The following is a 25,710-nucleotide window of genomic DNA, read 5'->3' as shown; positions in this document are numbered from 1 at the left end:
CCTGGGCAACCGCCCCGCGGGCCCACGCACGGTCACCTGTCACGCGCGTACCCCGTCCGGGCCGACCTCACCGGTGCCCCCTCCGCCCGACCCGGCCACGCCGGCCGCACCGCCCGTGCATACTGGGCCGAGCCCGGTTGACGACACCGCCTCTGGCGTGCTCGGCGGGCTACCCCGGACCGAGGAGAGGTGCGATGGCGACGGACGAGAAGACCTGGCGACGCCTCGCCGACGCGGTGCGGGCGGTCAGCTCGCAGCCCGACCGCGGCAGCACGTTGCAGGAGATCGTCGACCAGGCCGTGACGGCCGTACCGGGTTTCGCGCACGCCGGCATCACGCTGCGGCGGGCCGACGGCACGGTCGACACCCCCGCCGCGACGGACGCGCTCGTGCGGCGGGCGGACGAGGCGCAGTACGAGCTGCAGGAGGGACCGTGCATCGACGCCGTCTGGGTCGACGACACGTACACGATCCCCGACCTGCGCCAGGAGACGCGCTGGCCACGCTGGGCGCCGGTGGCGGCGGACCTCGGCATCCGCAGCGTTCTCAGCGTGCGCATGGCGACGCCGGAGACCGTCGTCGGCGGGCTCAACCTCTACGCGACCGAGCCGTGTGACCGCTTCGACCCCGACGTCGTGCAGCAGGCGCACTTCTACGCCGACGCGGCCGGGACGGCCCTCGCCGTGGCCACGCGCACCGAGGGCCTCAGCTCGTCGCTGCAGACCCGGCACCTCATCGGCATGGCGCAGGGGATCCTCATGCAGCGCTACCAGCTCGACACCGAGAGCGCCTTCGCCGTGCTGCGTCGCCAGTCGCAGGACAGCAACGTCAAGCTGCGCGACGTCGCGCGACAGGTCGTCGACGGCCGCGCCGACCTCTGACACGACCGGCGCAGGGGCTGTGGGCCCGCTTACCCTGAGCGCATGACGAACGCCGTGTCGACCGACGCCCGCACCGCCGGCCCCGGCACGGACGAGGTCGTCGTCCTGCTCGACCCCTCCGGCGCCGCCATCGGCACGCAGCCGAAGCGCGACGCGCACCACAGCGACACCGCGCTGCACCTCGGCTTCTCGACCTACGTCTTCGACGCCGACGGCCGGCTGCTCGTGACGACCCGCGCCCACGACAAGGCCACCTTCCCGGGGGTGCTCACCAACTCCTTCTGCGGGCACCCCGCGCCGGGTGAGAGCCTCGAGGATGCCGTCGCCCGCCGGGGAGCGGACGAGCTCGGTCTCGCGCCCGGTGACCTCCAGGGCGTGCGGCTCGTGCTGCCCGACTTCGCCTACCGGGCGGAGATGGACGGAGTCGTCGAGAACGAGCTCTGCCCGGTGCTCGTCGCGTGGCTGCGACCCGGTGTGGCCGTGGTGGCCGACCCCGAGGAGACGGCGTCGGTCGAGAGCGTCGAGTGGGCCGGCTTCAGCGCCGCGGTGCTGGCGGGCGAGCTGCAGGTCTCGCGCTGGTGTCGCGAGCAGGTGCCGCTGCTCGTGGGCCTGGGCGACGACCCGGCCGACTGGCCCGAGGGCGACCCCGCTCTGCTGCCCGGGGCGGTGCGCTTGACGTGAGGTGATGATGAGAACCATTATCACTTTATGCACTCACGCCACCGGGCCGTGCGCCCGACCCCTCCTGCGCCTCCTGCGACCCCGCCCGCCGACGGGCTGACCCCGACCACCCCCGGGAGGCCGATCCGACCGGCAGCCCGGGGGGCCATGCACCGCCTCATCCCGACCCGTCGGGCCGGAGCCGCGACCGCCGCCCTGGCCGTGGCGGGCACGCTCGCCGCCTGCGGCGCCCCGGCGGGCGGTACCGCGGCGTCGCCGGCCTCAGGCCCGACGGCGGCGGCGTCGACCGCGTCGACCGCGAGCCCGCGCGTCACCACGGAGGCGGCCGGGCCGGCATCCCGCCTCGTCGTCAGCCACGACGGTGGCGTCACGGTCGTCGACGCGGTGACGTTGAAGCCGGTGGGAGCCTTCGAGGCCGACGGCTTCCTGCGGCTCAGCCCCGCCGGCGACGGCCGGCACGTGCTCGTCACCGACAGCGCGGGATGGCGGGTGCTCGACACCGGCGCCTTCACCGAGGCCCACGGTGACCACGGCCACTCGTACACGACCGAGCCGCAGCTCACCGACCTGCGCTTCGCCGCCGACCACCCCGGCCACGTCGTGACGCACGCCGGCCAGACCGTGCTGTTCGCCGACGGCACGGGCGAGATCAGCGTCTTCGACCCGGAGCGGCTCGGAGGGTCGACGCTGCCGTCCGTCGCCCGGCACCGCACGCCGGAGGCGCACCACGGCGTGGCCCTGCTGCAGCCGGACGGCGGGCTCGTGCACACCGTCGGTGGCGACGAGTCCCGTTCCGGCGTGGTGCTGCTCGACGCGTCGGGTCGCGAGGTGGCCCGCACCGACGAGTGCCCCGGCGTGCACGGCGAGGCCGCCGCGGCGACTGACGTCGTGACCCTCGGCTGCGAGGACGGCATCGTCGTGCTGCGCGACGGCGCCTTCCGCAAGGTCGACAGCCCTGACCCGTACGGCCGCATCGGCAACCAGGCCGGCTCGGAGACCTCACCGGTCGTGCTGGGCGACTACAAGACCGACCGGGACGCCGACCTCGAGCGCCCGACGCGGGTCACGCTGACCGACACGGTCGCGGGCACGCTGCGCGTCGTCGACGTCGAGGCGAGCTACTCGTTCCGGAGCCTGGAGCGAGGGCCGGAGGGGGAGGCCCTCGTGCTCGGTACGGACGGTCGGCTGCGCGTCATCGACCCGGAGACCGGCGCCATCACCCACCGCATCCCGGTGGTCGCGGCCTGGAGCGAGCCGACGCAGTGGCAGCAGCCGCGGCCGACGGTGCGCGTCGTGGGCGACCTCGCCTACGTCACCGAGCCCGCGACGCGGCGGGTCGTCGTCGTCGACCTCACCGCCAACGCGGTGGTGCGCACGGGCACCCTGCCGGTCATGCCGAACGAGGTCGTCGGCGTCACCGGCTGACGCGGCTGACGCGGCTGACGCGGCGGGCGCCGGGCGTCACGTGCCGGCGCCCCCCGTGCCACCGCCCAGACCACCGGAGCCGCCGACCCCGCTGAAGGTCGGGCGGTGCCCGGTGTCGGCACCGCGGTCGACGGGTGCCGCCCGCCCCTCCATCGGGGCGAGGCGCCCGTCGAGCCGCTCGACGAGGTCGGCCGCGTTCACGGCGTCGAGCACCTGCTGCAGTCGCTCGTCGGGCAGCCATCGGCGCTCGCCGCCGCCGGACGTCGAGCCGAGCATGCGCAGCCAGGTCTGCTCCTCGCCGAGGACGACGGCGTAGGGCAGCAGCCTCTCGTAGAGCTCGGCCTCCTCGGCCGCGGACACGAGGTGGCCGGGCCCGGTCTGCTTCTGCAGCAGGGCGATCCGCTCGAGCTGGGGCTTGGCGAGGTAGAGCTTGAGGCCTTCGAGGTAGCCCAGCGTCTCGGTGCCGCGTGCCGACCAGCGCTGCCAGGAGTGCGCGACCCCCCACCCGGCGCCGACCGACACGATGGTGGCGGCGAGGGCGACCGTGCCGGGCACGAAGCCGACCCCGGCGGCGTGCGAGGCGAGCGGCAGGCCCACGGCGGCGGCACCCCCGGCCACGCCCAGCCACCGGCCGGCGCGCTCGGGGTCACCGCGGTCGACGAGCTTCGCCCTCACGGCGCTGTCGCGCACGCGGGCGAGGTCGGCGTCCGAGGCGAGGGTGAGACGGCCGCGCAGCGACTCGGGTCGGCCCGTCGGCACCCGCGGCACGAGCACCGCGAGGGCACGGTCGGCGGCCGGGTCGAGGTCGTCGGGCCAGCGCACGAGCTCGACGAGGACGTCCTCGTCGCCGGGGCGCAGCACGACGTCACCGTCGACGGCGGCCTGCAGCAGCTGACCCACGACACCGCGGCCGGGACTGCCGTAGAGGCTGCCGGCCAGGGCGGGGGACAGGCCGCGGGGGACCACCGACCCCGCGATCGTGACGTGGTCGCCGAGCCGGCGCCGGCGCCGGGTGGCGGCGAGCCAGACCGCGCCGCCGGCCGCGACGAGCGAGAGCCCCCCGACGCCGAGGACGGCGAGGGTCTCGGGGACGGCGCCGGCGTCGGCGGAGCCGGGCGTGAACGCGCCGGCCGTCGTGCGGGCCGACACCTCCACCGACTCACCGGCCGCGACCTCGTCGCCCGCCACGGTCGTCACCTCGTCGCCGCCGGTGGTCGTCGTGCTCGTCGTGCAGGCCGCGTCGTCACCGCCCTCGGCCGTGCAGGTGACCTCGCCCACGGACGGTGCGAGCGTGTCGGGCACGGTCACCACGGCCTGCACCCGGTCGATCTCGTCGACGCCCGCGGCGTCGACGACCGGCCACCTCAGGGTGCCGCCGCCGGCCGAGTCCGCCAGGACGTCGTCGGCCCGGTAGCGCAGCACGTACGTGCTCGGCTCGGCCGCGGTGTCGTCGACGGACGCCGTCGCGACGCCGTCCGGCAGACCGACGGTGACGGTGACCGAGGTCTCGCCCTCGTCGACGGTGAACGGCACGGCCCGCCCCTCGGCATCCTCGACGCCCTGCACGGTGACGGGCGTGCGGACGCCGTCGACGACGGTGGGCAGGACCCGCTCGAAGGAGGGGCGGCCGTCCGAGCCCGAGGGCGGGTCGAGGAAGACGACCCCGAGCCGCTCGGTGGCCTCGAGCGAGGCGGCCCCGTCGGCGGTGCGCCCGAGGCGGTAGTCGGCCTCCAGCGTCTCGATGCGGTGGCTCTGCCCGGCGGCGGTGACGGCGTTCGAGCGGCTCCACCCGTCGGCCCAGCCCGCCACCCCCGTGACCGCCCCGGCGACGAGCACGGCCGCGGCCATCGGTCGGGCCAGGGCCCGCATCGCCCGGCGTGGCGCGAACCACGGGGTGGGTGTCTGCACGTCTCGTCCCCTGACGTCGGTGTCGGTCGGTCCGACACGACGGCGACGGCCGGGCGCCCATCGTGCCCCATGACGGGGCCGAGGTGGGTCAGGCCGGCGTCACGCCGCGCGCAGCGAGACGGATGCCGGGGGGGCCGGCGCGACGGGGAACGCTCGGTGGGTGTCCTGCTCGCGCCGCTGCGTCAGGTCGAGCACGTGCGGCTCCGCGGCCGACCGCTGCTCGAGGTCGAGCAGCTCGCGGTGGGCGGCGCCGACGAGGTCGGTGACGCTCGAGCCGAGCGCGACGCACACGGCCTCGAGCACCTCGGACGAGGGTTCCTTGAGGCCCCGCTCGACCTCCGACAGGTAGGCGAGCGAGACGCCGGCCCGGGCCGCCACCTCGGCGAGGGTGCGGCCCTGACGGGTGCGCAGGCCGCGGATGAGCCGGCCGTGGACCTCGCGCAGCAGGGGGCGTACCGCGGGCGACCGGGTCGGAGTCGCCGTGGTCGTCGCCGTTGTGGTGGTCGTGGGGATGCCCGAGGTGACCCGGGTCCTCGTCCTCGTGGTCGTCATGGTCCGCTCCGTCCTGCCGCCGGTGGTGCTGACGCCAGCGTCGCACGCCCCGCCGACACCGGGGCCGGGTCCGGCTACGCGCTGAGCGGAAGCGGCCACCGGAATGATGTTGACACCGTTCACACCGCGCCTAGGCTGGGTCGGGACGACAGCGGGCAGGGCGTCGGCGCCGAACCCGACGACCGCTGTCGGTGGTGGGCCATAGGGTCCCGCCCACCGAACTCAGACGGGGAGACCGCCATGACCACCACCGCCGCCGAGCGCGACCGCCGCTCCCGATCCTCCGGCCCGGCCATCGAGGCCGAGCACCTCGTCAAGCGCTTCGGCGACATGACCGCCGTCGACGACGTCAGCTTCTCCGTCCCGCAGGGCTCGGTGCTCGGGCTGCTCGGGCCGAACGGCGCGGGCAAGACGACGACCGTGCGCATGATGACGACCCTGAGCCGCCCGACGAGCGGCACGGCCCGGGTCGCCGGGCACGACGTGCAGCGCGAGCCCGACGAGGTGAGACGCAGCATGGGCCTCACCGGGCAGGCCGCGACCGTCGACGAGCTGCTGACGGGGCGCGAGAACCTGCGCCTCATGGGGTCGCTCTACGGGCTGTCGCGCCAGCAGGTGCGCCGGCTCAGCGACGAGCTGCTCGAGCGCTTCTCGCTCACCGCCGCCGGCGACAAGGTCGTCAAGGAGTACAGCGGGGGCATGCGGCGCAGACTCGACCTCGCCGTCAGCCTCATCGCCGCCCCGCCCGTGCTCTTCCTCGACGAGCCGACGACGGGCCTGGACCCCCGCAGCCGCGTCGAGCTGTGGGAGGTGCTGCGCGGGCTCGTCCGTGACGGCACGACCCTGCTGCTGACGACGCAGTACCTCGAGGAGGCCGACCAGCTGGCCGACCGCATCGTCGTCATCGACCGGGGCCGCATCATCGCCGAGGGCACACCGCTGCAGCTGAAGGACCAGTCGGGCAAGGCCGCGATCGTGCTCACCGTCTCGCACGCCGACCAGCTCGAGGCGGCCCGGGCCCTGCTCGCCGACCACGTCACCGAGGTGCACGTCGACGAGGCGGCCCGGCAGCTCACCGCCCCCGCCGAGGGGCTGTCCGACATGACCCGCGTGGCCGCCGTCTTCGAGCGCAGCCAGATCGAGCTCGACGACCTCGGCCTGCAGCGACCGAGCCTCGACGACGTCTTCCTCAACCTCACCGGCCACCGCGCCGAGGACTCCCCCTCGGGCGACCCGGCCTCCCATCCGACCTCCCATCCGACCGCGTCCGCCACCGAGGAGCAGCGATGACCGCCGTCACGACCCCGCGACGCACCGACACGTCCGAGCCGCGCGACTTCCGGCCGCCCGGCGTCCCGCGCCAGATCGGCATGATGGTCTGGCGCAGCCTCAAGCACATCAAGCGCCAGCCCGAGATGCTCACCGACGTGACCATCCAGCCGGTCATGTTCGTCCTGCTCTTCGCGTTCGTCTTCGGCGGCTCCATCGCCATCCCCGGGGTCAACTACCGCGAGTGGCTGCTGCCGGGGATCATGGCGCAGACGATGGCCTTCTCGGCCTTCATCGTCGCCATCGGCCTCAACATGGACCTCGACAAGGGCATCATCGACCGGTTCCGGTCGCTGCCCATCAGCCGCGGCTCGGTGCTCGTCGGGCGCAGCGTCTACAGCATCATCCACTCGAGCATCGGCATCTTCGTCATGTCGATGACGGGCCTGGCCATCGGCTGGCGGGTGCGCGGCGGCTTCGGCAACGCCGTCCTCGCCTTCGCGCTGCTCGTGCTCTTCGGCTTCGCGATGATCTGGATCGGCATCCTCGTCGGCTCGTCGATGCGCTCAGCCGAGGCGGTCAACGGCCTGATGTTCACGACGATCTTCCCGATCACCTTCCTGGCCAACACCTTCGCGCCCACCGAGGGCATGGCCACGTGGCTGCGCACCATCGCCGAGTGGAACCCGATCAGCTCGCTCGTGCAGGCGATGCGTGAGCTGTGGGGCAACGCCCCGCCCGTGCCGGCCGACGCCGCCCTGCCGCTGCAGCACCCGGTGCTGACGACGGTCATCTGGTCGGTGGCCATCACGGCGGTCGTCTCGCCCCTCGCGATCCGCGCCTTCCTGCGCCGTACGACCGACTGAACGGCCGGCGCCGACGCCGCCTCGACCACCCGTCAAGGTGGCGTCAAGGCCCCGTCAGGATGCCGTGGCGCCACGTCGCGCACGCCCCGCCCGGGTGTGCGCTGGGGCCATGCAGACGTCAGTGACGACAGGACCGCTCGGCGGGTTCGACCGGTGGAGCGACCGTCGCGGGGTGGTCCGCCTCGCGGTGGTCGTCGTCACCCTCGCCCTCGCCGGTGTGCTCGGGCTGCTGCGCGACGAGGTGACCTCGAGCACGGCTGCGCTCATCCTCGTGCTGCCGGTCGTGGCCGCGGCCGCCGCCGGCGACCGCGTCACCGGGGTGCTGACCGCGCTGGCCGCCGCGGCCGGGTTCGACTTCTTCCTCACCGCGCCCTTCTACAGCTTCGCCATCCACGGCCGTGACGACGTCGAGCTGGCCGGGGTGCTCGTGCTCGTCGGCCTCGCCGTCACCGAGGTCGCGCTCTGGGGACACCGGCAGCAGGCCAGCGCGCGCGAGCGCGACGGCTACATCGAGGGCGTCCTCGGTCTCGCCGACACCGCAGCGCACGGCGGCGGCCCCGAGCTCGTCGAGGGGGTCGAGCAGGCCGTCACCCTGGCGCTCGGGGTCGACCGGACGAGCTGGCGCCGCGGGCCGGGGTCGTCGAGCCTGCCGACCCTGCACCGCGACGGTCGGGTGCGGGTCGACGGCCGCGACGTCGGCGTCAGCCGGCACGGGCTGCCGACGGACACCGTGCTGGTCGTGCCCGCCGGCCAGGGCCACCTCGAGGTCGTCGCCGCCACCCGCACGGTGCGGCCCACCCGGGACCAGCTGCGGGCGGTGCTGCTGCTCGCCGACCAGCTGCGCACCAGCACCGCAGAGAGGACCCCGTCGAGAGGACGCTGAGGCCCCGTCGAGAGGTCACGCGCGCCGGCGCCGGCGCGGTGCGGCTGTCGGCGGCGCGTGCGACGATCGCTGCACCGGCGGAGGGGCGGACGGTCCGCACCGGCACACGACCGGAGCAGCCCGAGGAGTGCCCCCGCGGATGACCACGCCCGACCCGGCGACCTCACCCGACAACGCCGTCAAGACCTATCGCTACCTGCGCCTCGCCATGCCGACGCTCGTCGTCATGCTCTTCGCTGCCATCGCCATCGAGTGGGGGGCGACGGGCCGGCGCTGCCTGCAGGAGTCGATCAGCGCCTACTACTACACGCCCGCCCAGGGCGTCTTCGTCGGCGTGCTCGTCGCCATCGGCGTCTGCCTCGTCTCGATCAAGGGCAGCACCGACCTCGAGGACGTCCTGCTCAACACGGCCGGCGTCTTCGCGCCGATCGTCGCGTTCGTGCCGACGCCCAAGCCGGGCTCGTGCCGCTCGGTGCCCGAGCCGCTGCTCGACACCGCGGCCGGGGTGTCCAACAACGTCGGCGCGCTGCTCGTCATGGGCACGGTCGCGCTCGTGGTCGCGGCCCTCGTCTTCCGCCGGGAGGCCGCGAACGGCCAGGCGCGTCGCGCGCTGGGTGCCGGCATCCTCGTCACGGCCGCGACGATCGCGGTCGGCGCGGTCGCCTTCTTCGCCGCGCGCGGGCCCTTCCTCGAGTACGCCCACTACGTGGCGGCGTTCGCGATGTTCGGCCCGATCGTCGGTGTCGTCGTCATCAACGCGCGCCTCTTCGGCGAGGCCCGGGTGGGCCCGGGCGCCTCGAGCATGGAGGTCTACCGCAACCGCTACACCGTCATCGCGGTGCTCATGGTCGCGGCGCTCGTGCTCATGTACGGCTGGAGCCTGCTCGTCGGGTGGGTCCACGCCGTGCTGTGGATCGAGGGCGTGCTCATCACCCTCTTCGCCGTCTTCTGGAGCGTGCAGACGGCCGAGCTGTGGAACACGCTGAGCCGGGGCGCCCGCACCCGTCGGTGAGGACGCCCCGGCGGGGTCAGCGGATGCCGGCCGGCTCGGGCTCGCGGGCCGGCCCACCCACGCCGTCGGCCTCCGGGTCGGAGTCCGGGTTGGAGTCCGGGTCGGAGTCCGGGTCGGTGTCCGGGTCGGTGTCCGGGTCTGCCGCGGTGCCGTCGGTCGTACCCTCCGGCGTGCCGGGCGTCCGGTGGCGGGTCAGCGACTCGCCCTCGACGTCGACGTTCGGCAGCAGGCGGTCGAGCCAGCCCGGCAGCCACCACGCCTTGTCGCCGAGCAGGTTCATCACGGCCGGGATGAGGGTCATGCGCACGACGAAGGCGTCGAAGAGGACGGCCGCCGCGAGGGCGAAGCCGATCGACTGGATGAGGGCCTGGTCCTGCAGCACGAACGCGGCGAACACCGAGATCATGATGGCCGCGGCCGCGGTGACGACCCGGGCGCTGAACCGGAAGCCCTCGACCACCGACTGCGTCGCCGACGTGCCGTGCACGTAGGCCTCGCGCATGCGGGTGACGAGGAAGACCTGGTAGTCCATGGCCAGTCCGAAGACGATGCCGATGACGAGGATCGGCATGAAGCTCATGATCGGTGCCGCCTCGAAGAGGCCGAAGGTGCCCTCCTGGAAGACGAGCACGGTCAGGCCGAGGGTCGCGAGCACCGACAGGAGGAAGCCGATCGTCGCGGTCAGCGGCACGAGCACCGAGCGGAACACCATCATGAGCAGCACGAACGCGAGCCCGACGACGATGGCGAGGTAGGGCACGAGCGCGCCCGACAGCCGTTCGGACACGTCGGTCTGGATGGCGGTGAGGCCGGTGACCCCGAGGGTCGTGCCGGTCGCCCGCTCCTGCTCCGCCTGGCCGTCGCGCAGGTCGGCGAGGAGGTTCTCGGTAGCGACGTCGTCGCCGCCGCTCTTCGGCGTGATGAGCACCTGCGCGCCGTCGCCGGCCTCGTTGAGGGCGATGACCTGGGCGTTGCGGACGTCGCCCTGCCGGGCGGCCCAGGCGGTGACCTCGCCGATGGCCTTGCCGGCGGCAGCCTTGTCGCCGGCCTCGCGGGCGTCGACGACGAGCAGGATGGGGGCGCTGCGGCCCGGCCCGAAGGCGCCGTCGAGCAGGTCGGCCGCGCGGCGGGCCGAGGTCTCGGTCGAGGCGGTCGAGTCGGTCGGCAGGGCGAGGTGCAGGTCCTTGACCGGGATCGTCAGCGAGCCGAGCAGGACGACGCCGAGCAGCCCGAAGACGATCGGGTGGCGCCCGACGCGCTGGGCCCAGCGGACGCCGCCGTTCTCGCGGTCGTGCAGCTGGCGGCGCGAGGTGACCGGCTCGTCGGAGCCGCCGGCGACGATGCGGTCGGCCCGCACCCGGCCCGCGAAGGCCTTGCTCTTGAGCAGGCCGAGCACGGCGGGGAGCAGCGTCAGGGCGATGAGGACGGCGACGAGCACGGTCGCGGCGGCGGCGATGCCCATCGAGGTGAGCAGTGGGATGCCGACGACGGACAGGGCGGCGAGGGCGATGACGACGGTGAGGCCGGCGAAGACGACGGCCGACCCGGCGCGACCGACGGCGAGGCCTACGGCCTCCTCGCGGTCGCCGGTGCGCTGCAGCTCGGCGCGGTAGCGCGAGAGGATGAAGAGCGCGTAGTCGATGCCGACGGCGAGGCCGAGCATGGTGGCGAGGATCGGGGTCGTGCTGCCGACGTTGACGAAGGCGGTGGCGCCGGTCACGCCGAGCGCCCCGATGCCGACCCCGACGAGGGCGGTGACGATGGGCAGGCCGGCCGCGACGAGCGAGCCGAAGGTGAGCACGAGCACGAGGGCGGCGACGGCGATGCCGATGAGCTCGCTCGACCCGCCCGGCAGCTCGAACGACTGCATGCCGCTGCCGTTGACCTCGACGGTCAGGCCGGTCTCACGGGCGTCGGCGATGGCGGCGTTGACGTCGTCCTGGGTCGCCTTCTGCACGTCGGTGGGCTTGTCGACGGCGAAGTTCCACGTGATGGTCCCGACCCGCTCGTCGGGGCTGAGCGGCGAGAGCGCGGCCGCGTTCGCCTCGGCGACGTCGCGCGGCTGACCGGCGGCCACCGCGCCGTCGACGACCTGCTTGCGCTGGGCCGCCGCGGCGGTGACGGGGTTGACGAGCTGCGCGCCCTGCGACAGCTGCGGGGTGTCGCGCAGGTCGGCGACGAGGGCGTCGACCTTGGCGGAGTACTCCGGCTCGGCCAGGGTGTGCCCCTCGGGGGCGGCGACGACGACGGTGGCACCGGCCCCGTCGTACGCACTCTTGGCCCCCGGGAAGAGCTCCTGCTGCAGCGTCTGCGCCTGCTCGGAGGGGATGCCGGGGATGCTGAACTCGTCCTGCATCGGCTTGCTGATCGCGGCGCTCAGCCCGGCGATGCCGACGAGGGCGATGAGCCAGGCGGCGATGAAGACGGGCCAGCGCCGGTAGGCGAGTCGGCCGAGTCGGTAGAGGCGGGTGGCCATGGTGGGTCGCTTTCGTGGTGCGGACAGGAGGGCCACGTCGCTGTGGCGTCGACCGCGGCCCGGCGCTGGGTGGCGGTCGTGAGGTGTCGGGCCGAGGAGGGCCGGACGAGGGTCGAGGCGAGGGCGGATGCCGCCCGGCCTGGGTCAGGCGAGCAGCTGCCGCGCCGTCTCGGCGGAGGTCCGGAGGTGGTCGACGAGCGAGACCGTGTCGTCGGCGCGGAGGTACTCGTTCATCGCGTGGGCGACGAGGGCGCCGAGCACGACGACGACGACACCGGCGCGCTGGCGGTCGCCCTCGCCGGGTCGCACGGATGCCATCTCGACGGCCTCCGTGCACACGCGCTCGAGCTCGCGGTGCACCCGCGGGGTCAGCTGGGAGTTGGTCTCGAGCAGGCGGTGGAAGCGGCCGGCGTCCTCACGGCTCGCGTCCTCACGGTCGAGCAGCTCGACGATGAGGTGGAGCAGGTCGTCGAAGAGGTCGCCGGTCGGGCCGCCGGCGCGGAAGCGCTCGACGAGCACGGGGTCGAAGTCGGGGCGCACCCCGACTACCGCCTCCTCCTTGCCGGAGACGTGGTTGAAGAGCGTTCGCCTCGAGACCCCCACCGCAGCGGCGAGGTCGTCGAGGGTGAAGCCGTCGTAGCCGCGCTCGATCGCCATCTCCTGCGCGGCGACGGTGATGCGACGCAACGTGGACTGACGACGGACGACTGCACTCTGGGCCACAGAGTGCAGTTTGCACTATCGATGGTCAGAGTGCAAAACCAGAGCGCGGTAGGGCGGACCGGTCAGGCGCCGCGGTCGTGCACGACGAGGGGCGGGGTCCAGGTGCCCGGCTGCCGGCGCCCGGAGTACTGCAGCGCCTCTGAGGCGTCGCCGTGGTCGTGCGCCATCGGGTTGACCTCGCCCTGGAGGGCTTCGTCGCGACGGCGGATCGTCTCCTTGAGGCCGTCGAAGCGGCCGTCGGCGCGCAGCCGCTCGAACTGCTCGTGGGCGTTGAAGACGAGGGTCGGCAGCGGGAAGCGGCGGGCGACCCGCGACGCGGCCGGGTGCAGGCCGATGACGAAGTAGGCCCGGCCGGCCACGCTGAAGCCGAAGTGCGGTGAGCTCGGGTCGCTCGACACGGCCGGGTCCCACGGCTGCTCGTCGGCGTCGTGGACGCGTTGCAGCAGGTCCCACAGGTGGCGCTCGAACTGCGCCTCGGTCGACATGTGGGGCAGGCGGAAGCTGGCCAGGAAGGTGTGGAAGCCGTCGGTGAAGTCGGTCTGCTCGCCGAAGCGGGACAGGTGGTCGCGCAGGGACGCCGGCGTACCGGCATCCCGCATGTCGTCGAGGACGACGTGGGCGGCCTGGCCTCGCTTGAAGGCGGACTTCGCACCCACGCAGGGGTACCCGCGCTCGGCGATGATGTCGGCGAACTGCTCGGCGGATGTGTCGGCGGATGTGTCGCCCGAATCGATGGTGGTCACAAGACAACTCGTCGCGTGACCCGGTCGGGCGTCGTCGGCGAGGCCTCCTCGCCTGACCCGTACCCCGGGGGCCCGGCGCCAGTCTGTGAGCCAGGCCACGGCGCCGGTGTCACCCCTGCGCGGTCGGTCCCTCGACGACGTAGTCGACCGGCTTGCAGCGGCCGTTGTTCGACTTCTCGGCCGAGCACGCCGTGAGCCCGACGACGAGGTCGGTCTCGGCGCGCAGGGCGAAGCGGTCGCCGGCGCGCGAGGTCGGCGGGTCGATGTGCAGCTCGCCGGTCCGGTCGGTCCACACGTTCATGAAGATGTTGAGCGTCGTCGACACCGCGTCGGGGGAGATGCCGAAGGGGGCGAAGCCGCCACAGAGGTTCTCGAAGCAGCTCGGGTGGTAGGCGCCCTCGAACTCCGGGTAGAGCAGGTCGAACGTCTGTTGGCTGCACGGCGTGAGGAGGAAGTCGTGGTTGCCGCAGGTGTCCTCGACGACGGTGGCGAGCGGTCGGCTGCGGTTGCTGTAGAGCACCGACCCCGTCGTGACGTAGATCGAGTTGGCGTAGTCGATCGTGCGACCCGACGAGAGCCACTCGGCGTGGTCGTCGGCCGCGAAGCAGAAGAAGTCGCTGACCTGCTCGCCCGTCGGGTCCACGACGGTGAGCGTCGAACCGGCGGGCAGCACGAACCCCGTGCCGGTCTGCGGGGCGAGCCGGGTGAAGCCGGATGCCGGGTGGGAGGAGAGGTCGGTGTCCATGCCCGGCGTCGTACCCGCCCGCGACCGCACTGCCCTACCCGACGAGCTCGCGCAGGCGGGCGATGTCGGCCGCCTGGCCCGGTGCGCCGCCCGGGGTCTCGCAGACCACCGGGGCGCCCGCGGCGCGGATCACCGCGGCGACGGCCTCGGCGTCGATGGTCCCGGACCCGAAGTTCGTGTGGCGGTCGGCGCCGGAGTCGGCCTCGTCGCGGGAGTCGTTCGCGTGGACGAGGTCGATGCGGCCGGTGACCGCGCGCACGTCGTCGACGACGGTCGCAAGGTCGAGACCGCCGGCGAAGGCGTGGCACGTGTCGAGGCAGAAGCCGACGTTCTCGGCCCCGCTCGCCCGCCCCACGGCATCCCAGAGCCGTTCGATCGCCTCGAGGCGACGGGCCATGGCGTTGTCGCCGCCGGCGGTGTTCTCGATCAGCAGTGGCACCGGGAGGTCGAGGCCGTCGATGCACTTGCGCCAGTTGTCGAAGCCCTTCGCGGCGTCCTCGTCGACGCCGAGGTGGCCGCCGTGCACGACGACGCCCTTGGCCCCGATCTCGGCGGCCGCCGTGACGTGCTGCTGCAGCAGCTTGCGGCCGGGGATGCGGATGCGGTTGTTGAGGCTGGCGACGTTGATCGGGTAGGGCGCGTGCACGTAGAGGTCGACGCCGGCATCCTGCGCGGCCGCCTTGAGCGCCTCCGCGCCGCCGGGGTAGCGCACGACGGGGCCCTTGTAGCTCTGGGGGTCGCCGAGGAAGATCTGCGACAGCGTCGCGCCGCGCTCCCGGGCCTGCCCGATCGGGTCCTCCTGGTCGACGTGCGCACCGATGCTCAGAGCCATGCCCACCAGCCTAGGGTCCCGGCAGCAGGCCCAGCTCGTGTCCAGCCTTTGTCCACACGTGTGCACGACGGTGTGGACGGGAGGGGGCGGCACCGCCGGGGCGCCTGTGGGGTGAGCGCGCCGACGCTGCGGGTACGAGACACGAGGTGGGCGACCGAGCCCGCCGACGTCACAGAGTTGGCGCTCGCACCCCGGGCGCCGGAACCAGGAGTCATCGTGAGCAAGAAGGTCGGATTCCTCGTCGCCTCCGAGGGCATCGAGCAGGTCGAGCTGACCGACCCGTGGAAGGCCGTCACGGACGCCGGCCACGAGGCGGTGCTCATCAGCCCGGAGAGCGGTGAGGTGCAGATGTTCAACCACCTCGACAAGGGCGACACGAAGAAGGTCGACGTCACCGTCGGCGACGCGAACCTGGAGGACTACGACGCCCTCGTGCTGCCCGGCGGCGTCGCCAACCCCGACGCGCTGCGCACCGAGAAGGACGCCGTCTCGTTCGTGCGCGAGTTCGTCGCGTCGGGCCGCCCCGTGGCCGCCATCTGCCACGCGCCGTGGACCCTCGTCGAGGCGGACGTGCTCAAGGGCCGTCGCATCACGTCGTGGCCGAGCCTGCAGACCGACATCCGCAACGCCGGCGGCGAGTGGGTCGACGAGGAGCTCGTCATCGACGGCAACCTCATCACGAGCCGCAACCCCGACGACCTGCCGAAGTTCTGCGGCGCCGTCGTCGAGGCCCTCGAGCACGGGTCGGCCGCCACCGTCTGACGAACGGCTCTGTCGTTCAGCCGAACCCGTGTGCTGCCAGTGGGTGCAGCAGCTCTCGCTCCTCGTAGGAGAGGTGCGAGAGCAGGGTGTCGGTGAGCAGGTCGACGGCACGCTGCAGCTCGTCGAGCGCAGCGTGCCCGGCCGTGCCGTAGCCGTCGGCGCCGACGAGGTTCACCAGCGCCTCGTCGACCTGCTCGAGCACGTCGGAGATGACGTGGTGCTCCTCCTCCAGGCGGTCGAGGACGGGCACGAGGGCGCTGTCGGTGCGTCGCAGATGGGTGAAGATGCTGCGGTCCTCGAGGGTGTGGTGACCCGTGACGACACGGCAGTACGACTCGCAGTAGGCACCGAGCGTCCAGTTGTTCTGGCGCATCGCCATGGTGTTGAGGTGTGAGCGGGCCGCCCCGACGGTGAGCAGTCCCTGGCGCACCTGGTCGATGACGTCGCGCACCTGACCGAGCTCGGTGCGCAGGTGGTCGTGAATGTCGACGAGGTGCTGTGGCGCGCTCTCCTGCGCCGCGGTGTAGCGGGCGCCGGCGGGCAAGGGGGCGACGGGCCGCGCGGACTCGTCCCACGGCATCCGGGGGCTGAGGCGCCTGCCGTCGTCGGGAGTGGGGGTGACGCCGAGCGTCGTCGCCGTGGTCGCCGTCGGGGTCGTCGGCGGCGCGGCGTGGCCGGCCACCTCGATCGGATGCCGGTCGGCCGGGTTCGGTGCGGCGGCGCGACGGGCGCGCTCGATCTCGACGTGCTCGCGGACGGCCGGCGCGACCTCCGCGGCGAAGGTGGCCACGGTGCGGGGGTCGTCGCTGCCGAGGATGAACGTGCTCATGCCCTGGGTGAGGGTGAGCCCGGCGAGCTGCTCGGCCCAGTCGGCGGGGGAGCCCTGCAGGAAACCCGCCGCGCTGCCGAACCGGCCGAAGACGTTGTACATGCGCCGGATCGCGTGGGGGCCGCGGCCGGCCTCGACAGCCGCGGCGTCGATGGTCTCGTTCATCGCCGCCAGCGCGGGCGGGTCCGCATAGCCCTGGCTGGGCAGCCACGCGTCGGCGAGGCGCGCCGTGACCCGGAGCATGCGCGGCTTGTAGGCGCCGAGCCAGATCTCGACATCGTGAAGCGGCCGGGGTCCGACGTGCAGCCCCTTGACTCGGTAGTGCTCGCCGTCGACGGAGACGGAGCGGACGCCGGGGTGGTCCGGGTCCTGACCCCACACGCCGCGGATGACGCGGATGGCCTCGACGAGCGCGTCGACGGCCTCACGCGGGGTGCGGCGCTCGCCACCGGCGGCGACGATGGCGTCCCAGAAGGCGCCGGCGCCGAGGCCGAGCTCGGCCCGACCGCCGGTGAGCACGTCGAGGGTGGCGACCGACCGGGCGAGCACGACCGGCTCGCGCAGCGGCAGGTTGGCGACGTTGGCCGCGACGCGGACGTTCGTCGTGCGGGCGCCGATGACGGCGAGCAGGGTCGAGGTGTCGAGGTGGGCGCCGTTGTAGGGGTGGTCCTGCACCGTGACGAGGTCGAGACCACTCACGTCGGCGAGCTGGGCCAGCTCGAGGGTCTGCTCCGCCTTGGCAGCGTCGGGGCTGGGGAAGATGCCGAACTGCAGCTCGTGCCCGTAGTCGGTCATGGACTCATCCCACCACGTCGGTGGCGTCGGCCAGATCTCGCGTGGGCCGTCCGGCCGGCGTCACTCATGGGCTCGGGGTCGACGGCGCCGACGCCTCGTCGATGAGCTGCTGCAGCCGTCGCTCGAGCATGCTGGCGGGCTGGGTGGTGGGGTCGGCGGGCAGTGTCCAGAGCATGGTCGGGAACGGGTGCCCCGAGTCGCGGGGTCGCTTCGGCGGGGGTGGCGGGGCGCCGGGGAGCAGGGGTGGCGCTTCGGAGTCGTAGGTGTGTCCGGTGCCGGTGGTGACCCGTACCGTGTGCCCGCGGCCGCCGCCGCTCGCACCTCGGCGGTCGGGGGGCAGGGTGGTGCTGGTGAGGTCGGGGTGTTCCTTGGTCAGGTTGCACGCCACGCACAGGCCCTGGCCGTTGGCCGCGGTGGTGGGGCCGCCGTCGGCGTGGGGGGTGACGTGGTCGACGTGGCGGGCGGGGGCGTCGCACCAGGGGGTGCGGCAGGTCGCGGCGTCGCGGGTCAGGACGAACCGGCGCAGCCCGTCGCTGAAGAGCCGTCGTCGGGAGTCCATGGCCACGAGCTCACCGGTGCCGGGCCGGACGAACAGCCTGCGGATCCACACCCGCCCCGCGCGGGACAGACCACCCCCACGCCCCCTGGCCGGACTGCCACCGCCGGGGTCGGCGAGGGGGTCGTCCGGGTCGTCCGGGTGGTGGGTGTCCGCGGGTCGGAGGTACTCGCGGGCCCATCCGGCGGGGACGGTGCCGTACCCGAGCAGCTGAGCCGGCGTGTCAGCGCCCTCGCCGGTGTTGAAGAGGGCGTCCAGGCCCATGACGAGCTGCACCTCGACGTCGACCCCGGCCCTACCGGCCGGCTCTGGCGTCGCTGCGTCTGTTCTGCGGTCGTCACCTGCGAGCCGGGCACCACGCGGACGCGGCCCTCCGGTCGGCCCAGCATCGGCGGCGCCGCTGCCGTCGGCGGCCTCGCGCCCGTCGGCCCCGGCGCAACCGTCAGCCGGCGCACCAGCCTCGCCGGGCGTGTCGACACGGTCGCAAGTCTCGGCCGAGCCGGCCGAGCCGGCCGAGCCGGCTGCGGTTTCGGATCCGGCGTCGAAGGGTGCAGCTGCCGCGTCAGCCGGTTCAGCCGGCGCGTCGGCGCTGTCTGCGGTGGCGTTCGGTTCGCTTGCAACGGTGTTGGCGTGGCCCAGGACGCGGTCGACGAGGGTGTCGGCCATGACCTGACTCTTGCCACGCTCGTCACCGGCAGCCTTCGCGCTGGCTGCGGCCCCGGTCAGCGCCGCGTAGGCGGCCACGGCTTCAGCGGCGGGAAGCAAAGCGGTCAGGTACGCCATCGTGTCCGGCGCCGCTTTCACGGTGACCCGCCGCTCCGACTCCGCCTTGCGGGCCCGCCGCAGCACACTTTCCGGGTCCAGACGGTAGGCGACGGCGCGGACGAGACGGTTCAGCTCCCGGTCACCCAGACCCCCGAGACGGTCGCCGTAGGTGTCGTGCAGCTCCTGGTCCAGCTGCCGCCGGTGCTCCGGGGAGAGGATCGCCGCTTCCTTCGTGATCGACAGGGCCCGCCACTCACTCAGCCCCCCCGCCTCGAGCAGGGCCAGCGTGTGCGGCATGTCGTGCGTCAGCGAGAGGGAGAACCGGATGCCCTCGGCGCCCTTGAACGGCGACAGGTGCCGGGCGAGGGCGACCTGGGCCGCGACCCCGCCCTTCGCGATGAGGTTGCGCCGCGAGGACGACGGCCGCCGCTCCGGCTCCCCTGCGCCAGTCGCGCCGCCTCCCTCGCCACTGGACCCGGCTACTGCCCCGAGGCCGGCATCGTCGGACGCCGCCTTCCCGCGGGTGTCGGCGTGGGCGCCGAACTCCAACGCCGCCGCCCACGAGGCCAGGTCGGCCTTCTCCCGCGCATCGAGCCAGCCGCCGAAGTCGTTCGCGTCCAGCGCCGCCTGCGACTGCGCCCGCCACCCGAGCGACTCCTGCTCCTGCGAGGCGACGAACCCCGCCGTCACCCGCACCTGCGCCGCTCCGACCGCCGCCTTGACCCGCTCCAACACCGTCAACACGTCGATGCGCTCTTCATCGGACAGGCACGGAGAACCGGTGGATTCAGTGGTCGCAGCCGATGCCGGCGGACCGCCGACGGTCTCCTCAGTGCCGGTCGCGAACGACGCCTGCTCGACGCGCGCGAGAACGGCGAGCAGGCCTTCAAGCCCTGCCGCCGTCACCACCGCCTCACTATCGAACATGTGTTCGATTCTAGCAGGTGGGGGAAGGCCGGTCCAGAGTGGTCCCCACGTGAATTCGCCACGGTCCTAACAGTTCTGACGCCCCGGGGGATCGAGGTCAGGTGTCGTGGATGAGGTCGATCATGGCGGTGCGGGTGCCTCCCGCTGCCGCGTGACGGGTGCTGAGAGACGGTGGTGAGTGGCGGTGGATGCTGGCGCTCAGCGGCGCGCCGGCCGTAGAGGGGCTCAACCCCTGCGCGTTCCCGTCGCGGGTGGGACCGTTGACCCATGCGTCTCGCGTCCTACAACGTGGAGAACCTCTTCGACCGGGCCCGCGTGCTCGCCACCAGCACGTGGTCGACCAACCGCCGGCTGCTCGACGCCTACACCGACCTCACCAAAGTGCTGCAACAGCAGCAGTACTCGACCGCCGACGCGCGAACCATCCTGCGCCTGCTCGACACACTCGGCCTCACGGCGTCCGACGAGAGCGAGCTGTTCTACCTCCGCCAGAACCGCGGTCGTCTCGTGCGTCGCTCGCGCGACGGCTCCGTCACGGTCGTCGCGACAGGCCGTGGCGACTGGATCGGCTGGGTCGAGATGAAGCGCGAGAGCGTCTCCGACCTCGCCGTGCACCACGCCGCGCAGGTCGTGCACGACCTCGACGCCGACGTGCTCGCCGTCGTCGAGGCCGAGGACCGTTGGGCCCTGCGCCACTTCAACGCCGACCAGCTCGCACCCCTCGGCGGCCGCCTCTTCGGCCACGTCATGCTCATCGACGGCAACGACGAGCGCGGCATCGACGTCGGCATCCTCACCCGCGGCGACCACCCGCTCGGACCGGTCGTCAGCCACGTCGACGACTCCGACCTCGCCGGGCCGATCTTCAGCCGCGACTGCCCTGAGTACACCGTCTCGCTGGGCGGCGGTGGCACGCTGCTCGTCATGGTCAACCACTTCAAGTCCAAGGGCTACGGCGGTGCGGGCGCGACCGTTCGGCGCAAGCGCCAGGCCCAACGGGTGCGGGAGATCTACGAGCAGCGTCGCGCCGAGGATCACGACCTCATCGCGGTCGTGGGCGACCTCAACGACACCCCTGACAGCGACGCCCTCTCACCGCTGCTCGGGTCCGGCGGCACCGGCGTCGCGGCGAGCCCGAGCGACCTGCGTGACGTGTCCGTCGTCGCCGGCTTCGACGACGGCGGCTGGCCCGGCACGTACGGAACTGCCAGCAAGGGCAACAAGATCGACTACATCCTCTGCTCCCCGGCGCTGCTCGACTCGGTCACGGCAGCGGGGGTCCGGCGCGAAGGGGTGTGGACGGCATCCGGGCGTTGGCCGATGTACCCGACCCTGACCCGCGCCGAGGACGCCGCCAGCGACCACGCGGCGCTGTGGGCCGATGTCGACCTCTGACGAGGCCGGGGTGCAGGCGGTGGACGAGGCCCGTGAGAGCTTCGTCGACCTGCTGCCCATGGGTCCCGACATCGAGCTGCGACGGATGTTCGGCACCCTCGCCGCCCTCGTCGACGGTCACGTCTTCGCCCTCGTGCTCGGTGACCAGATCGGGGTCAAGGTCGGCGAGGCGGGTCGCTCAGAGCTGTCGAGGATGCCGGGCAGCGCGCCCCTGCTGCTCGGTGGCCGACCGATGGTGTCCTTTCCCGCCCTGCCGCCCGGGCTCGACGACGACGAGGTGCACGCCTGGCTGTCGCGGGCACGCGACCACGTCGTGGCGCACCCGCCGCAGCCCCGTCGTCGACGTCGCTGACCCGGTGGTCGGCAGGCGGGCCGGGTCAGTGCAGCGGCCGGGCCCGGGAGCGGGCGGCGCGGACCTCGTCGGCGGCGTGGACGAGGTCGACGACGATCGAGCGCGTGGGCCACTCGAAAGTGACCCAGAGCGGCCACGGCTGCATCGGGTCCATCGACACCCAGTACGGCAGGGTCCACCGACCACCTTTGGCGTCCGTCGACCCGCCCTGGGCCCACGGCAGGGCCGGCTGCGCCTCACCGGTCACGGGGTCGCGCCGCGCGAGGCGGGGGCCGCCCAGCTCGGGGTCGCGGAAAGAGAGGACCTCGTCGGCGAGGCGACGACGCCGCACGTCGTCGACCGCCGCCTCCGAGAGGAGGTGGTCAGGGTCACCGACGGGGGACCGGTGCGAAGGGGTGTGGAGCAGCCGTACCTCGACGGTGACGAGGACACCGTTGGGGTGGACGAGGGACCGCTGGAGCAACAGGTGCACCTCCCCGTCCGTGAGCAGGGTTCGGGGCTCGCCCAGCTCGCCCGGCAGCCAGCCCAGCTCGTCGGGCAGGTCGTCATCGAGACCGCCGCCGTCGCCGGCGCCGTCGCCATTGCCGTCGTCCCAGTCGTCGCCGAGCACCTGTACGCCGGACATCTAGCCTCCTCGTTCGGGCGCGGTCGCCGCCGGTGTCAGCCGGTGATGCGGTCGCGGGTGTCCAGACTGGCACGATCGGCCGCCGCGAGGCCGGAGTGCCAGCCCTCCGCGTCGCGGACCGGTCGCACCCTCGACTGCTGCGTCTGCGGGAAGAGCTGTGTCGCGAGGTCGTCGACCTCCTCGGCCCGGGCCTGCAGGAGCGGGACGAGCTCGCGCCCACCGGCGGCAGCCCGTTCGGTGGCGGCCGCCTCCTCGGCGTCGGCCACCTCGGTCAGCCGTTCGCCGATGCGGGCCGCGAAGCCGGTGAGGAACGACTGCCGGAACGAGCGGGTGCGGCTGCGCCCGTAGCCGTCGGAGCGCGACCCGGCGGCCGTCATCGTGTGCGTCGCCTGCACGAGCAGCGACGTGAAGAGCAGCTCGACGGCATCGAGGTCGGCCTCGAAGCCCATCACCGTGCTGAATCCGAGGTCGCTGCTCCACACGGTGCGGCAGCGGTTGGCGGTGGCGACCGCGTGCAGCAGCATCGCCTTGGGGGAGTCGTACGGCGTGTCGACGCCGATGCGCCGACCGGCCGGGCCGCCGGCCGTGCCCCCACCGGGGCGGTCGGCACCCTGCAGCAGCACCGCGTCGATGCGGTGACGCGCCATGAGCGCCTGGGCCCCGGCCGTGAAGGTCTCGGCCTCGGCCGGGTACGTGGTCGACTCGGCCTTGGCCAGCAGCATGCGCACCCGCGTCAGGATGCGGTCGTCGACCGGTGGGCCCGCCGACCTGACCTCCTCGCCTCCGTCTCCCTCGCCCGAGGCGCCGGCGTCGGTGCCTGGTGGCTTGGCCTCGCCCGGGAGCGGCGAGAGTCGCTCGAGCGTGGGCACGCGGTGCAGCAGGTGCATCACCTGCAGCGTCTGCGAGAGGAGGGAGAACCAGTCGGCGCCGCGAACCCGGTGGCCGTCGAGCCACGTCTGCGAGGTCGGCCACCACACATCGGCCTCGAGCTCGTCGAGCTGCGCCCACCAACGACGATCGACGGTCGCGCGCGCGTGGCCGGCGAGCTCGTCGACGACGAGGTCGAGCACGAGGCGCTGCTCCGGCGGTCCGAGCCGTCGTCCCGCCACCCGGTGCAGGTCGGCGGGCTGCCACCCGGCCTGCCACGCGCGGCCCACCGCGGCCCGGGCCCGCTCGACCACCGCAGTCACGGCGGCGCGACCGCGGGCACCGTCGGCGCCGCACGCCGAGGCCGTGACGACGACCACGTCGTCGAACCCGTGGCCGTCGCCGTCGTCGAGGGCGTCGAAGGCCTGCTGCAGCAGCACCGCGAACGTCGCACCGTCGAGCCCGTCGCCCGCGCCACTGTCGTCGCCACCGCCACCGCCACCGCCACCGCCATGACCACCGCCATGACCACCGCCATGACCACCGCCATGACCACCGCCATGACCACCGCCATGACCACCGCCATGACCACCGCCACCGCCCGCACCGCCGGCCGGATGCTTCCGCCTGCTCGCCCTGCCCATGACACCCCTCTCGTCCGGACCCCATCGTGCCCGCCCGGCAGGCCATGCCCCGACCCCGACCGGCCCGGCTGTGGACGACCGCCCTGCCGCGCCTCCCACCACGGGGGGTGTGAACGACCCGGCCCACCTACGGTGTCGTCGTGGCCCGCCTGCACCTGACCGTCCCCGACACCCCGGTGGGGGACGTCGACGTCACCCTCGTCTCACCCCGGGGCACGCGCCGCACCGACCCGCTGCCGCTCGTCGTCGCCGGCGACGGGCCCGAGTACTCACGTCGGGCCGGTATCGTGCGTCTTCTCGACGAGGCGGCGGACGCCGGCCGGTGCCCCCGGGTGCGCGTCGCGCTGCTCCACCCGGGCGAGCGCAACGGCCGGTACGCCGCGAACCCGGACCACGCGGCATCCGTGGTGGAACACGTCCTGCCTGCGGTCGGCGAGGTCGCACGCACCGAGGGGCGAGCGGTCATGGTGGGCGCCAGCCTCGGTGCGCTCGCCGCGCTGCAGACGCACTGGCGCCACCCCGAGGCGTTCTCCGGGCTGCTGCTGCAGTCGGGCTCGTTCTTCCTGCGCGGCGTCGACGGCGAGGAGTCGTTCGAGCACTGGCGTCGAGTCACCGGCTTCGTCCGCGAGGTGCGCCGGGCGCGCCGGGCGCGGGGCGACACGGTGATGGCGCTGACGTGCGGGGCCGACGAGGGGAACCTGGCCAACAACCGCGAGATGGCGCGGGTGCTCGAGCGGCTCGGCTACGAGACGCGCCTCACGGTCGTGCCCGGCCGCCACGACTGGCCGCAGTGGCGGCGAAGCCTCAAGCCCACCCTGCCGGCGCTGCTGCGACGCGTCACGTCCTGACCGCGCGCCTGTGGAGCAGGCGAGACAGGCGCGCCCGCTCCTGCCAAGATCGTCTCGACCCCCACCCATAAGGAGCGCTCGATGAGCCAGCCGGACCCCCAGTCGCGCACCCACCTCGTCGGGCTGCTGCTCGGCGCCGAGGAGGACTGGCCGACCGCCTTCGAGCAGGTGCTCGGGCTGGTCGGGCCGATCACCGACGACGACGGGGTCACCCACCACCTGACCACCGAGCGGCTCACCATCGAGCCGTTCGACCTGCGTCAGCCGGTCCGCACCGAGCTCGTCATCGACCGCCTCGCCTACTGGTACTACCACCCGCGCGAGTGGCTCAAGAAGGCCGCGCTGATGAACGACACGTACCTGCTCAACAGCCCCTTCACGTTCCAGTCGATGGAGAAGCACAGCGCCTACGTCGCGCTCATGCGCCTCGGGCTCAAGGTCCCCGAGACGTGGCTCGTGCCGTACAAGAACCCGGTCGACAACGTCCGGTGGGCCTACACGTCGGCGAAGTACAACCAGCCCTTCGACCTCAAGCAGATCGCCGGCAACCTCGGCTACCCGCTCTACATGAAGCCGTTCGACGGGGGTGGCTGGCGCGGCGTCTCGCGCATCAACGACGAGCGCGACCTCGTGCGGGCCTACGACGAGTCGGGCGAGATGCTCATGCACCTGCAGTCGACGGTCGAGTACGAGCACTTCGCCCGGGCGCTGTCGATCGGCCCCGAGACGATGGTCATGGACTTCCGCCCCGAGCAGCCGATGCACAACCGGTACGCCGTCAGCCACGACTTCCTCACGCCGTCGGCCGGCCGCCAGACCGCGGCCATCAGCCGCATCGTCAACGCGATGTTCGGCTGGGAGTTCAACAGCTGCGAGATGCTCGTCTCCGGCGACGACGTCTACCCCATCGACTACGCCAACGCCTGTCCCGACGTCGCCGTGACCTCGCTGCACTACTACTTCCCCTGGGCCATCAAGGCGCTCGTGCGCTGGTCGACGTACTGCGTCGTCACGGGTCGCCAGCCGCGCGTCGACCTCGAGATGCGCCGCTACTTCGACGTCGCCGACCGCGACGACCTCGACGACGCGCAGAAGCTCGACGCGTACCTCGCCATCGCCGACGAGTACCTCGACTCGGACGCGTACTGGGCCTGGTGCGCGAAGCACCTCTCACACCTCGACGAGGCCGTGCTGCAGTGGGCCGCCTCGCCGGAGTTCGAGAGCCTGCTGCGCCAGACCGTCGTCACGACCTACCCGGCACACGAGCGCGACCGCTTCATGGCCCACTTCGGCGGGCTCGTGGGCGCCTGGGTCACCGACGAGAAGGCGCGCCTCGCCGCCCGCTGACG

23 protein-coding genes are annotated in these 25,710 nt (G+C 73.3%); 12 read left to right on the top strand and 11 right to left on the bottom strand.

Annotated features, from left to right (window positions below; genetic code table 11):
* Window positions 1–194: 194 nt before the first annotated feature.
* From DFJ68_RS13795 to aztD, 3 genes are all read left to right on the top strand, one after another.
* On the top strand, window positions 195–881 hold the full coding sequence (locus DFJ68_RS13795) for a GAF and ANTAR domain-containing protein (protein ID WP_121034080.1): 687 nt from the start codon (window positions 195–197) through the stop codon (window positions 879–881).
* A 42-nt stretch (window positions 882–923) separates the two neighbouring features.
* A complete protein-coding gene (gene idi, locus DFJ68_RS13790; protein ID WP_121034078.1) occupies window positions 924–1,562 on the top strand; it encodes an isopentenyl-diphosphate Delta-isomerase in 639 nt (212 codons plus the stop codon).
* Window positions 1,563–1,709: 147 nt separating this feature from the next.
* Window positions 1,710–2,987, top strand: a complete 1,278-nt coding sequence (aztD, locus tag DFJ68_RS13785) for a zinc metallochaperone AztD (protein WP_211333368.1) — start codon at window positions 1,710–1,712, stop codon at window positions 2,985–2,987.
* A 36-nt stretch (window positions 2,988–3,023) separates the two neighbouring features.
* Here aztD and DFJ68_RS13780 read toward each other — a convergent pair whose 3' ends face one another.
* Both DFJ68_RS13780 and DFJ68_RS18970 read right to left on the bottom strand, forming a co-directional pair.
* Window positions 3,024–4,895: a DUF2207 family protein gene (locus DFJ68_RS13780; RefSeq protein ID WP_121034076.1), complete on the bottom strand. Its 1,872-nt coding sequence runs from the start codon at window positions 4,893–4,895 to the stop codon at window positions 3,024–3,026.
* A gap of 99 nt (window positions 4,896–4,994) precedes the next feature.
* On the bottom strand, window positions 4,995–5,447 hold the full coding sequence (locus tag DFJ68_RS18970; protein WP_121034074.1) for a helix-turn-helix domain-containing protein: 453 nt from the start codon (window positions 5,445–5,447) through the stop codon (window positions 4,995–4,997).
* Window positions 5,448–5,687: 240 nt separating this feature from the next.
* Between DFJ68_RS18970 and DFJ68_RS13770 the strand changes: the two genes are divergently transcribed.
* The 4 genes from DFJ68_RS13770 to DFJ68_RS13755 all read left to right on the top strand — a co-directional run bounded on the left by DFJ68_RS13770 (window position 5,688) and on the right by DFJ68_RS13755 (window position 9,477).
* Complete coding sequence (locus DFJ68_RS13770; RefSeq protein WP_121034072.1) at window positions 5,688–6,737, top strand: ATP-binding cassette domain-containing protein; 1,050 nt, start codon at window positions 5,688–5,690, stop codon at window positions 6,735–6,737.
* A complete protein-coding gene (locus DFJ68_RS13765) occupies window positions 6,734–7,582 on the top strand; it encodes an ABC transporter permease (RefSeq protein ID WP_121034070.1) in 849 nt (282 codons plus the stop codon). The genes DFJ68_RS13770 and DFJ68_RS13765 overlap by 4 nt, the downstream gene beginning before the upstream one ends.
* 109 nt (window positions 7,583–7,691) lie before the next feature.
* Window positions 7,692–8,465, top strand: a complete 774-nt coding sequence (locus DFJ68_RS13760; protein ID WP_121034067.1) for a DUF4118 domain-containing protein — start codon at window positions 7,692–7,694, stop codon at window positions 8,463–8,465.
* 139 nt (window positions 8,466–8,604) lie between these two features.
* Entirely contained in the window at window positions 8,605–9,477 is an 873-nt protein-coding gene (locus DFJ68_RS13755) for a hypothetical protein (RefSeq protein WP_121034065.1), read from the top strand.
* Window positions 9,478–9,493: 16 nt separating this feature from the next.
* Here the strand turns inward: DFJ68_RS13755 and DFJ68_RS13750 are convergent, their stop codons facing one another.
* From DFJ68_RS13750 to DFJ68_RS13730, 5 genes are all read right to left on the bottom strand, one after another.
* Window positions 9,494–11,953 (bottom strand): MMPL family transporter, encoded by a 2,460-nt coding sequence (locus DFJ68_RS13750; RefSeq protein ID WP_121034062.1) that lies wholly within the window; start codon window positions 11,951–11,953, stop codon window positions 9,494–9,496.
* Window positions 11,954–12,097: 144 nt separating this feature from the next.
* Window positions 12,098–12,676 carry a TetR/AcrR family transcriptional regulator gene (locus DFJ68_RS13745; protein WP_147431593.1) on the bottom strand — a complete coding sequence of 193 codons (579 nt, stop codon included), beginning with the start codon at window positions 12,674–12,676 and terminating at the stop codon, window positions 12,098–12,100.
* A 62-nt stretch (window positions 12,677–12,738) separates the two neighbouring features.
* On the bottom strand, window positions 12,739–13,419 hold the full coding sequence (gene gntA / locus DFJ68_RS13740; protein WP_121034058.1) for a guanitoxin biosynthesis heme-dependent pre-guanitoxin N-hydroxylase GntA: 681 nt from the start codon (window positions 13,417–13,419) through the stop codon (window positions 12,739–12,741).
* A 109-nt stretch (window positions 13,420–13,528) separates the two neighbouring features.
* Window positions 13,529–14,164, bottom strand: a complete 636-nt coding sequence (locus DFJ68_RS13735) for a DUF1989 domain-containing protein (RefSeq protein WP_121034056.1) — start codon at window positions 14,162–14,164, stop codon at window positions 13,529–13,531.
* Between the two features lie 34 nt (window positions 14,165–14,198).
* On the bottom strand, window positions 14,199–14,996 hold the full coding sequence (locus tag DFJ68_RS13730; RefSeq protein WP_121034054.1) for a deoxyribonuclease IV: 798 nt from the start codon (window positions 14,994–14,996) through the stop codon (window positions 14,199–14,201).
* Window positions 14,997–15,212: 216 nt separating this feature from the next.
* Between DFJ68_RS13730 and DFJ68_RS13725 the strand changes: the two genes are divergently transcribed.
* Window positions 15,213–15,758, top strand: coding sequence for a type 1 glutamine amidotransferase domain-containing protein (locus tag DFJ68_RS13725; protein WP_121034052.1), 546 nt, complete (start codon window positions 15,213–15,215; stop codon window positions 15,756–15,758).
* Between the two features lie 16 nt (window positions 15,759–15,774).
* Here DFJ68_RS13725 and DFJ68_RS13720 read toward each other — a convergent pair whose 3' ends face one another.
* The gene (locus tag DFJ68_RS13720) at window positions 15,775–17,382 is read right to left on the bottom strand and encodes an LLM class flavin-dependent oxidoreductase (protein ID WP_121034050.1); all 1,608 of its coding nucleotides are present in this window, start codon (window positions 17,380–17,382) and stop codon (window positions 15,775–15,777) included.
* Between the two features lie 64 nt (window positions 17,383–17,446).
* On the bottom strand, window positions 17,447–19,630 hold the full coding sequence (locus tag DFJ68_RS13715) for an HNH endonuclease (RefSeq protein WP_121034048.1): 2,184 nt from the start codon (window positions 19,628–19,630) through the stop codon (window positions 17,447–17,449).
* Window positions 19,631–19,897: 267 nt separating this feature from the next.
* Here DFJ68_RS13715 and DFJ68_RS13710 point away from each other — a divergent pair, with 267 nt between their 5' ends.
* Together DFJ68_RS13710 and DFJ68_RS13705 are read left to right on the top strand one after the other, a co-directional pair.
* Window positions 19,898–21,025: an endonuclease/exonuclease/phosphatase family protein gene (locus DFJ68_RS13710; RefSeq protein ID WP_121034046.1), complete on the top strand. Its 1,128-nt coding sequence runs from the start codon at window positions 19,898–19,900 to the stop codon at window positions 21,023–21,025.
* A complete protein-coding gene (locus DFJ68_RS13705; RefSeq protein ID WP_121034044.1) occupies window positions 21,012–21,377 on the top strand; it encodes a TfoX/Sxy family protein in 366 nt (121 codons plus the stop codon). The genes DFJ68_RS13710 and DFJ68_RS13705 overlap by 14 nt, the downstream gene beginning before the upstream one ends.
* A gap of 25 nt (window positions 21,378–21,402) precedes the next feature.
* On the opposite strand, the gene DFJ68_RS13700 is transcribed toward DFJ68_RS13705, so the two are convergent.
* Both DFJ68_RS13700 and DFJ68_RS13695 read right to left on the bottom strand, forming a co-directional pair.
* Complete coding sequence (locus DFJ68_RS13700; protein WP_147431592.1) at window positions 21,403–22,002, bottom strand: hypothetical protein; 600 nt, start codon at window positions 22,000–22,002, stop codon at window positions 21,403–21,405.
* Window positions 22,003–22,037: 35 nt separating this feature from the next.
* Entirely contained in the window at window positions 22,038–23,309 is a 1,272-nt protein-coding gene (locus DFJ68_RS13695; protein WP_147431591.1) for a DUF2786 domain-containing protein, read from the bottom strand.
* 344 nt (window positions 23,310–23,653) lie between these two features.
* On the opposite strand from DFJ68_RS13695, the gene DFJ68_RS13685 reads away from it, so the two are divergent.
* Both DFJ68_RS13685 and DFJ68_RS13680 read left to right on the top strand, forming a co-directional pair.
* Complete coding sequence (locus DFJ68_RS13685; RefSeq protein ID WP_121034036.1) at window positions 23,654–24,361, top strand: alpha/beta hydrolase; 708 nt, start codon at window positions 23,654–23,656, stop codon at window positions 24,359–24,361.
* Window positions 24,362–24,442: 81 nt separating this feature from the next.
* Window positions 24,443–25,708: an ATP-grasp domain-containing protein gene (locus DFJ68_RS13680; RefSeq protein ID WP_121034034.1), complete on the top strand. Its 1,266-nt coding sequence runs from the start codon at window positions 24,443–24,445 to the stop codon at window positions 25,706–25,708.
* Window positions 25,709–25,710: the final 2 nt, after the last annotated feature.

Origin of the sequence: Terracoccus luteus (assembly GCF_003635045.1) — a bacterium.
Lineage (GTDB): Bacteria > Actinomycetota > Actinomycetes > Actinomycetales > Dermatophilaceae > Terracoccus > Terracoccus luteus.
Note: the sequence above shows the minus strand (reverse complement) of the source record. Positions and strands in the feature narration are given on the sequence as shown.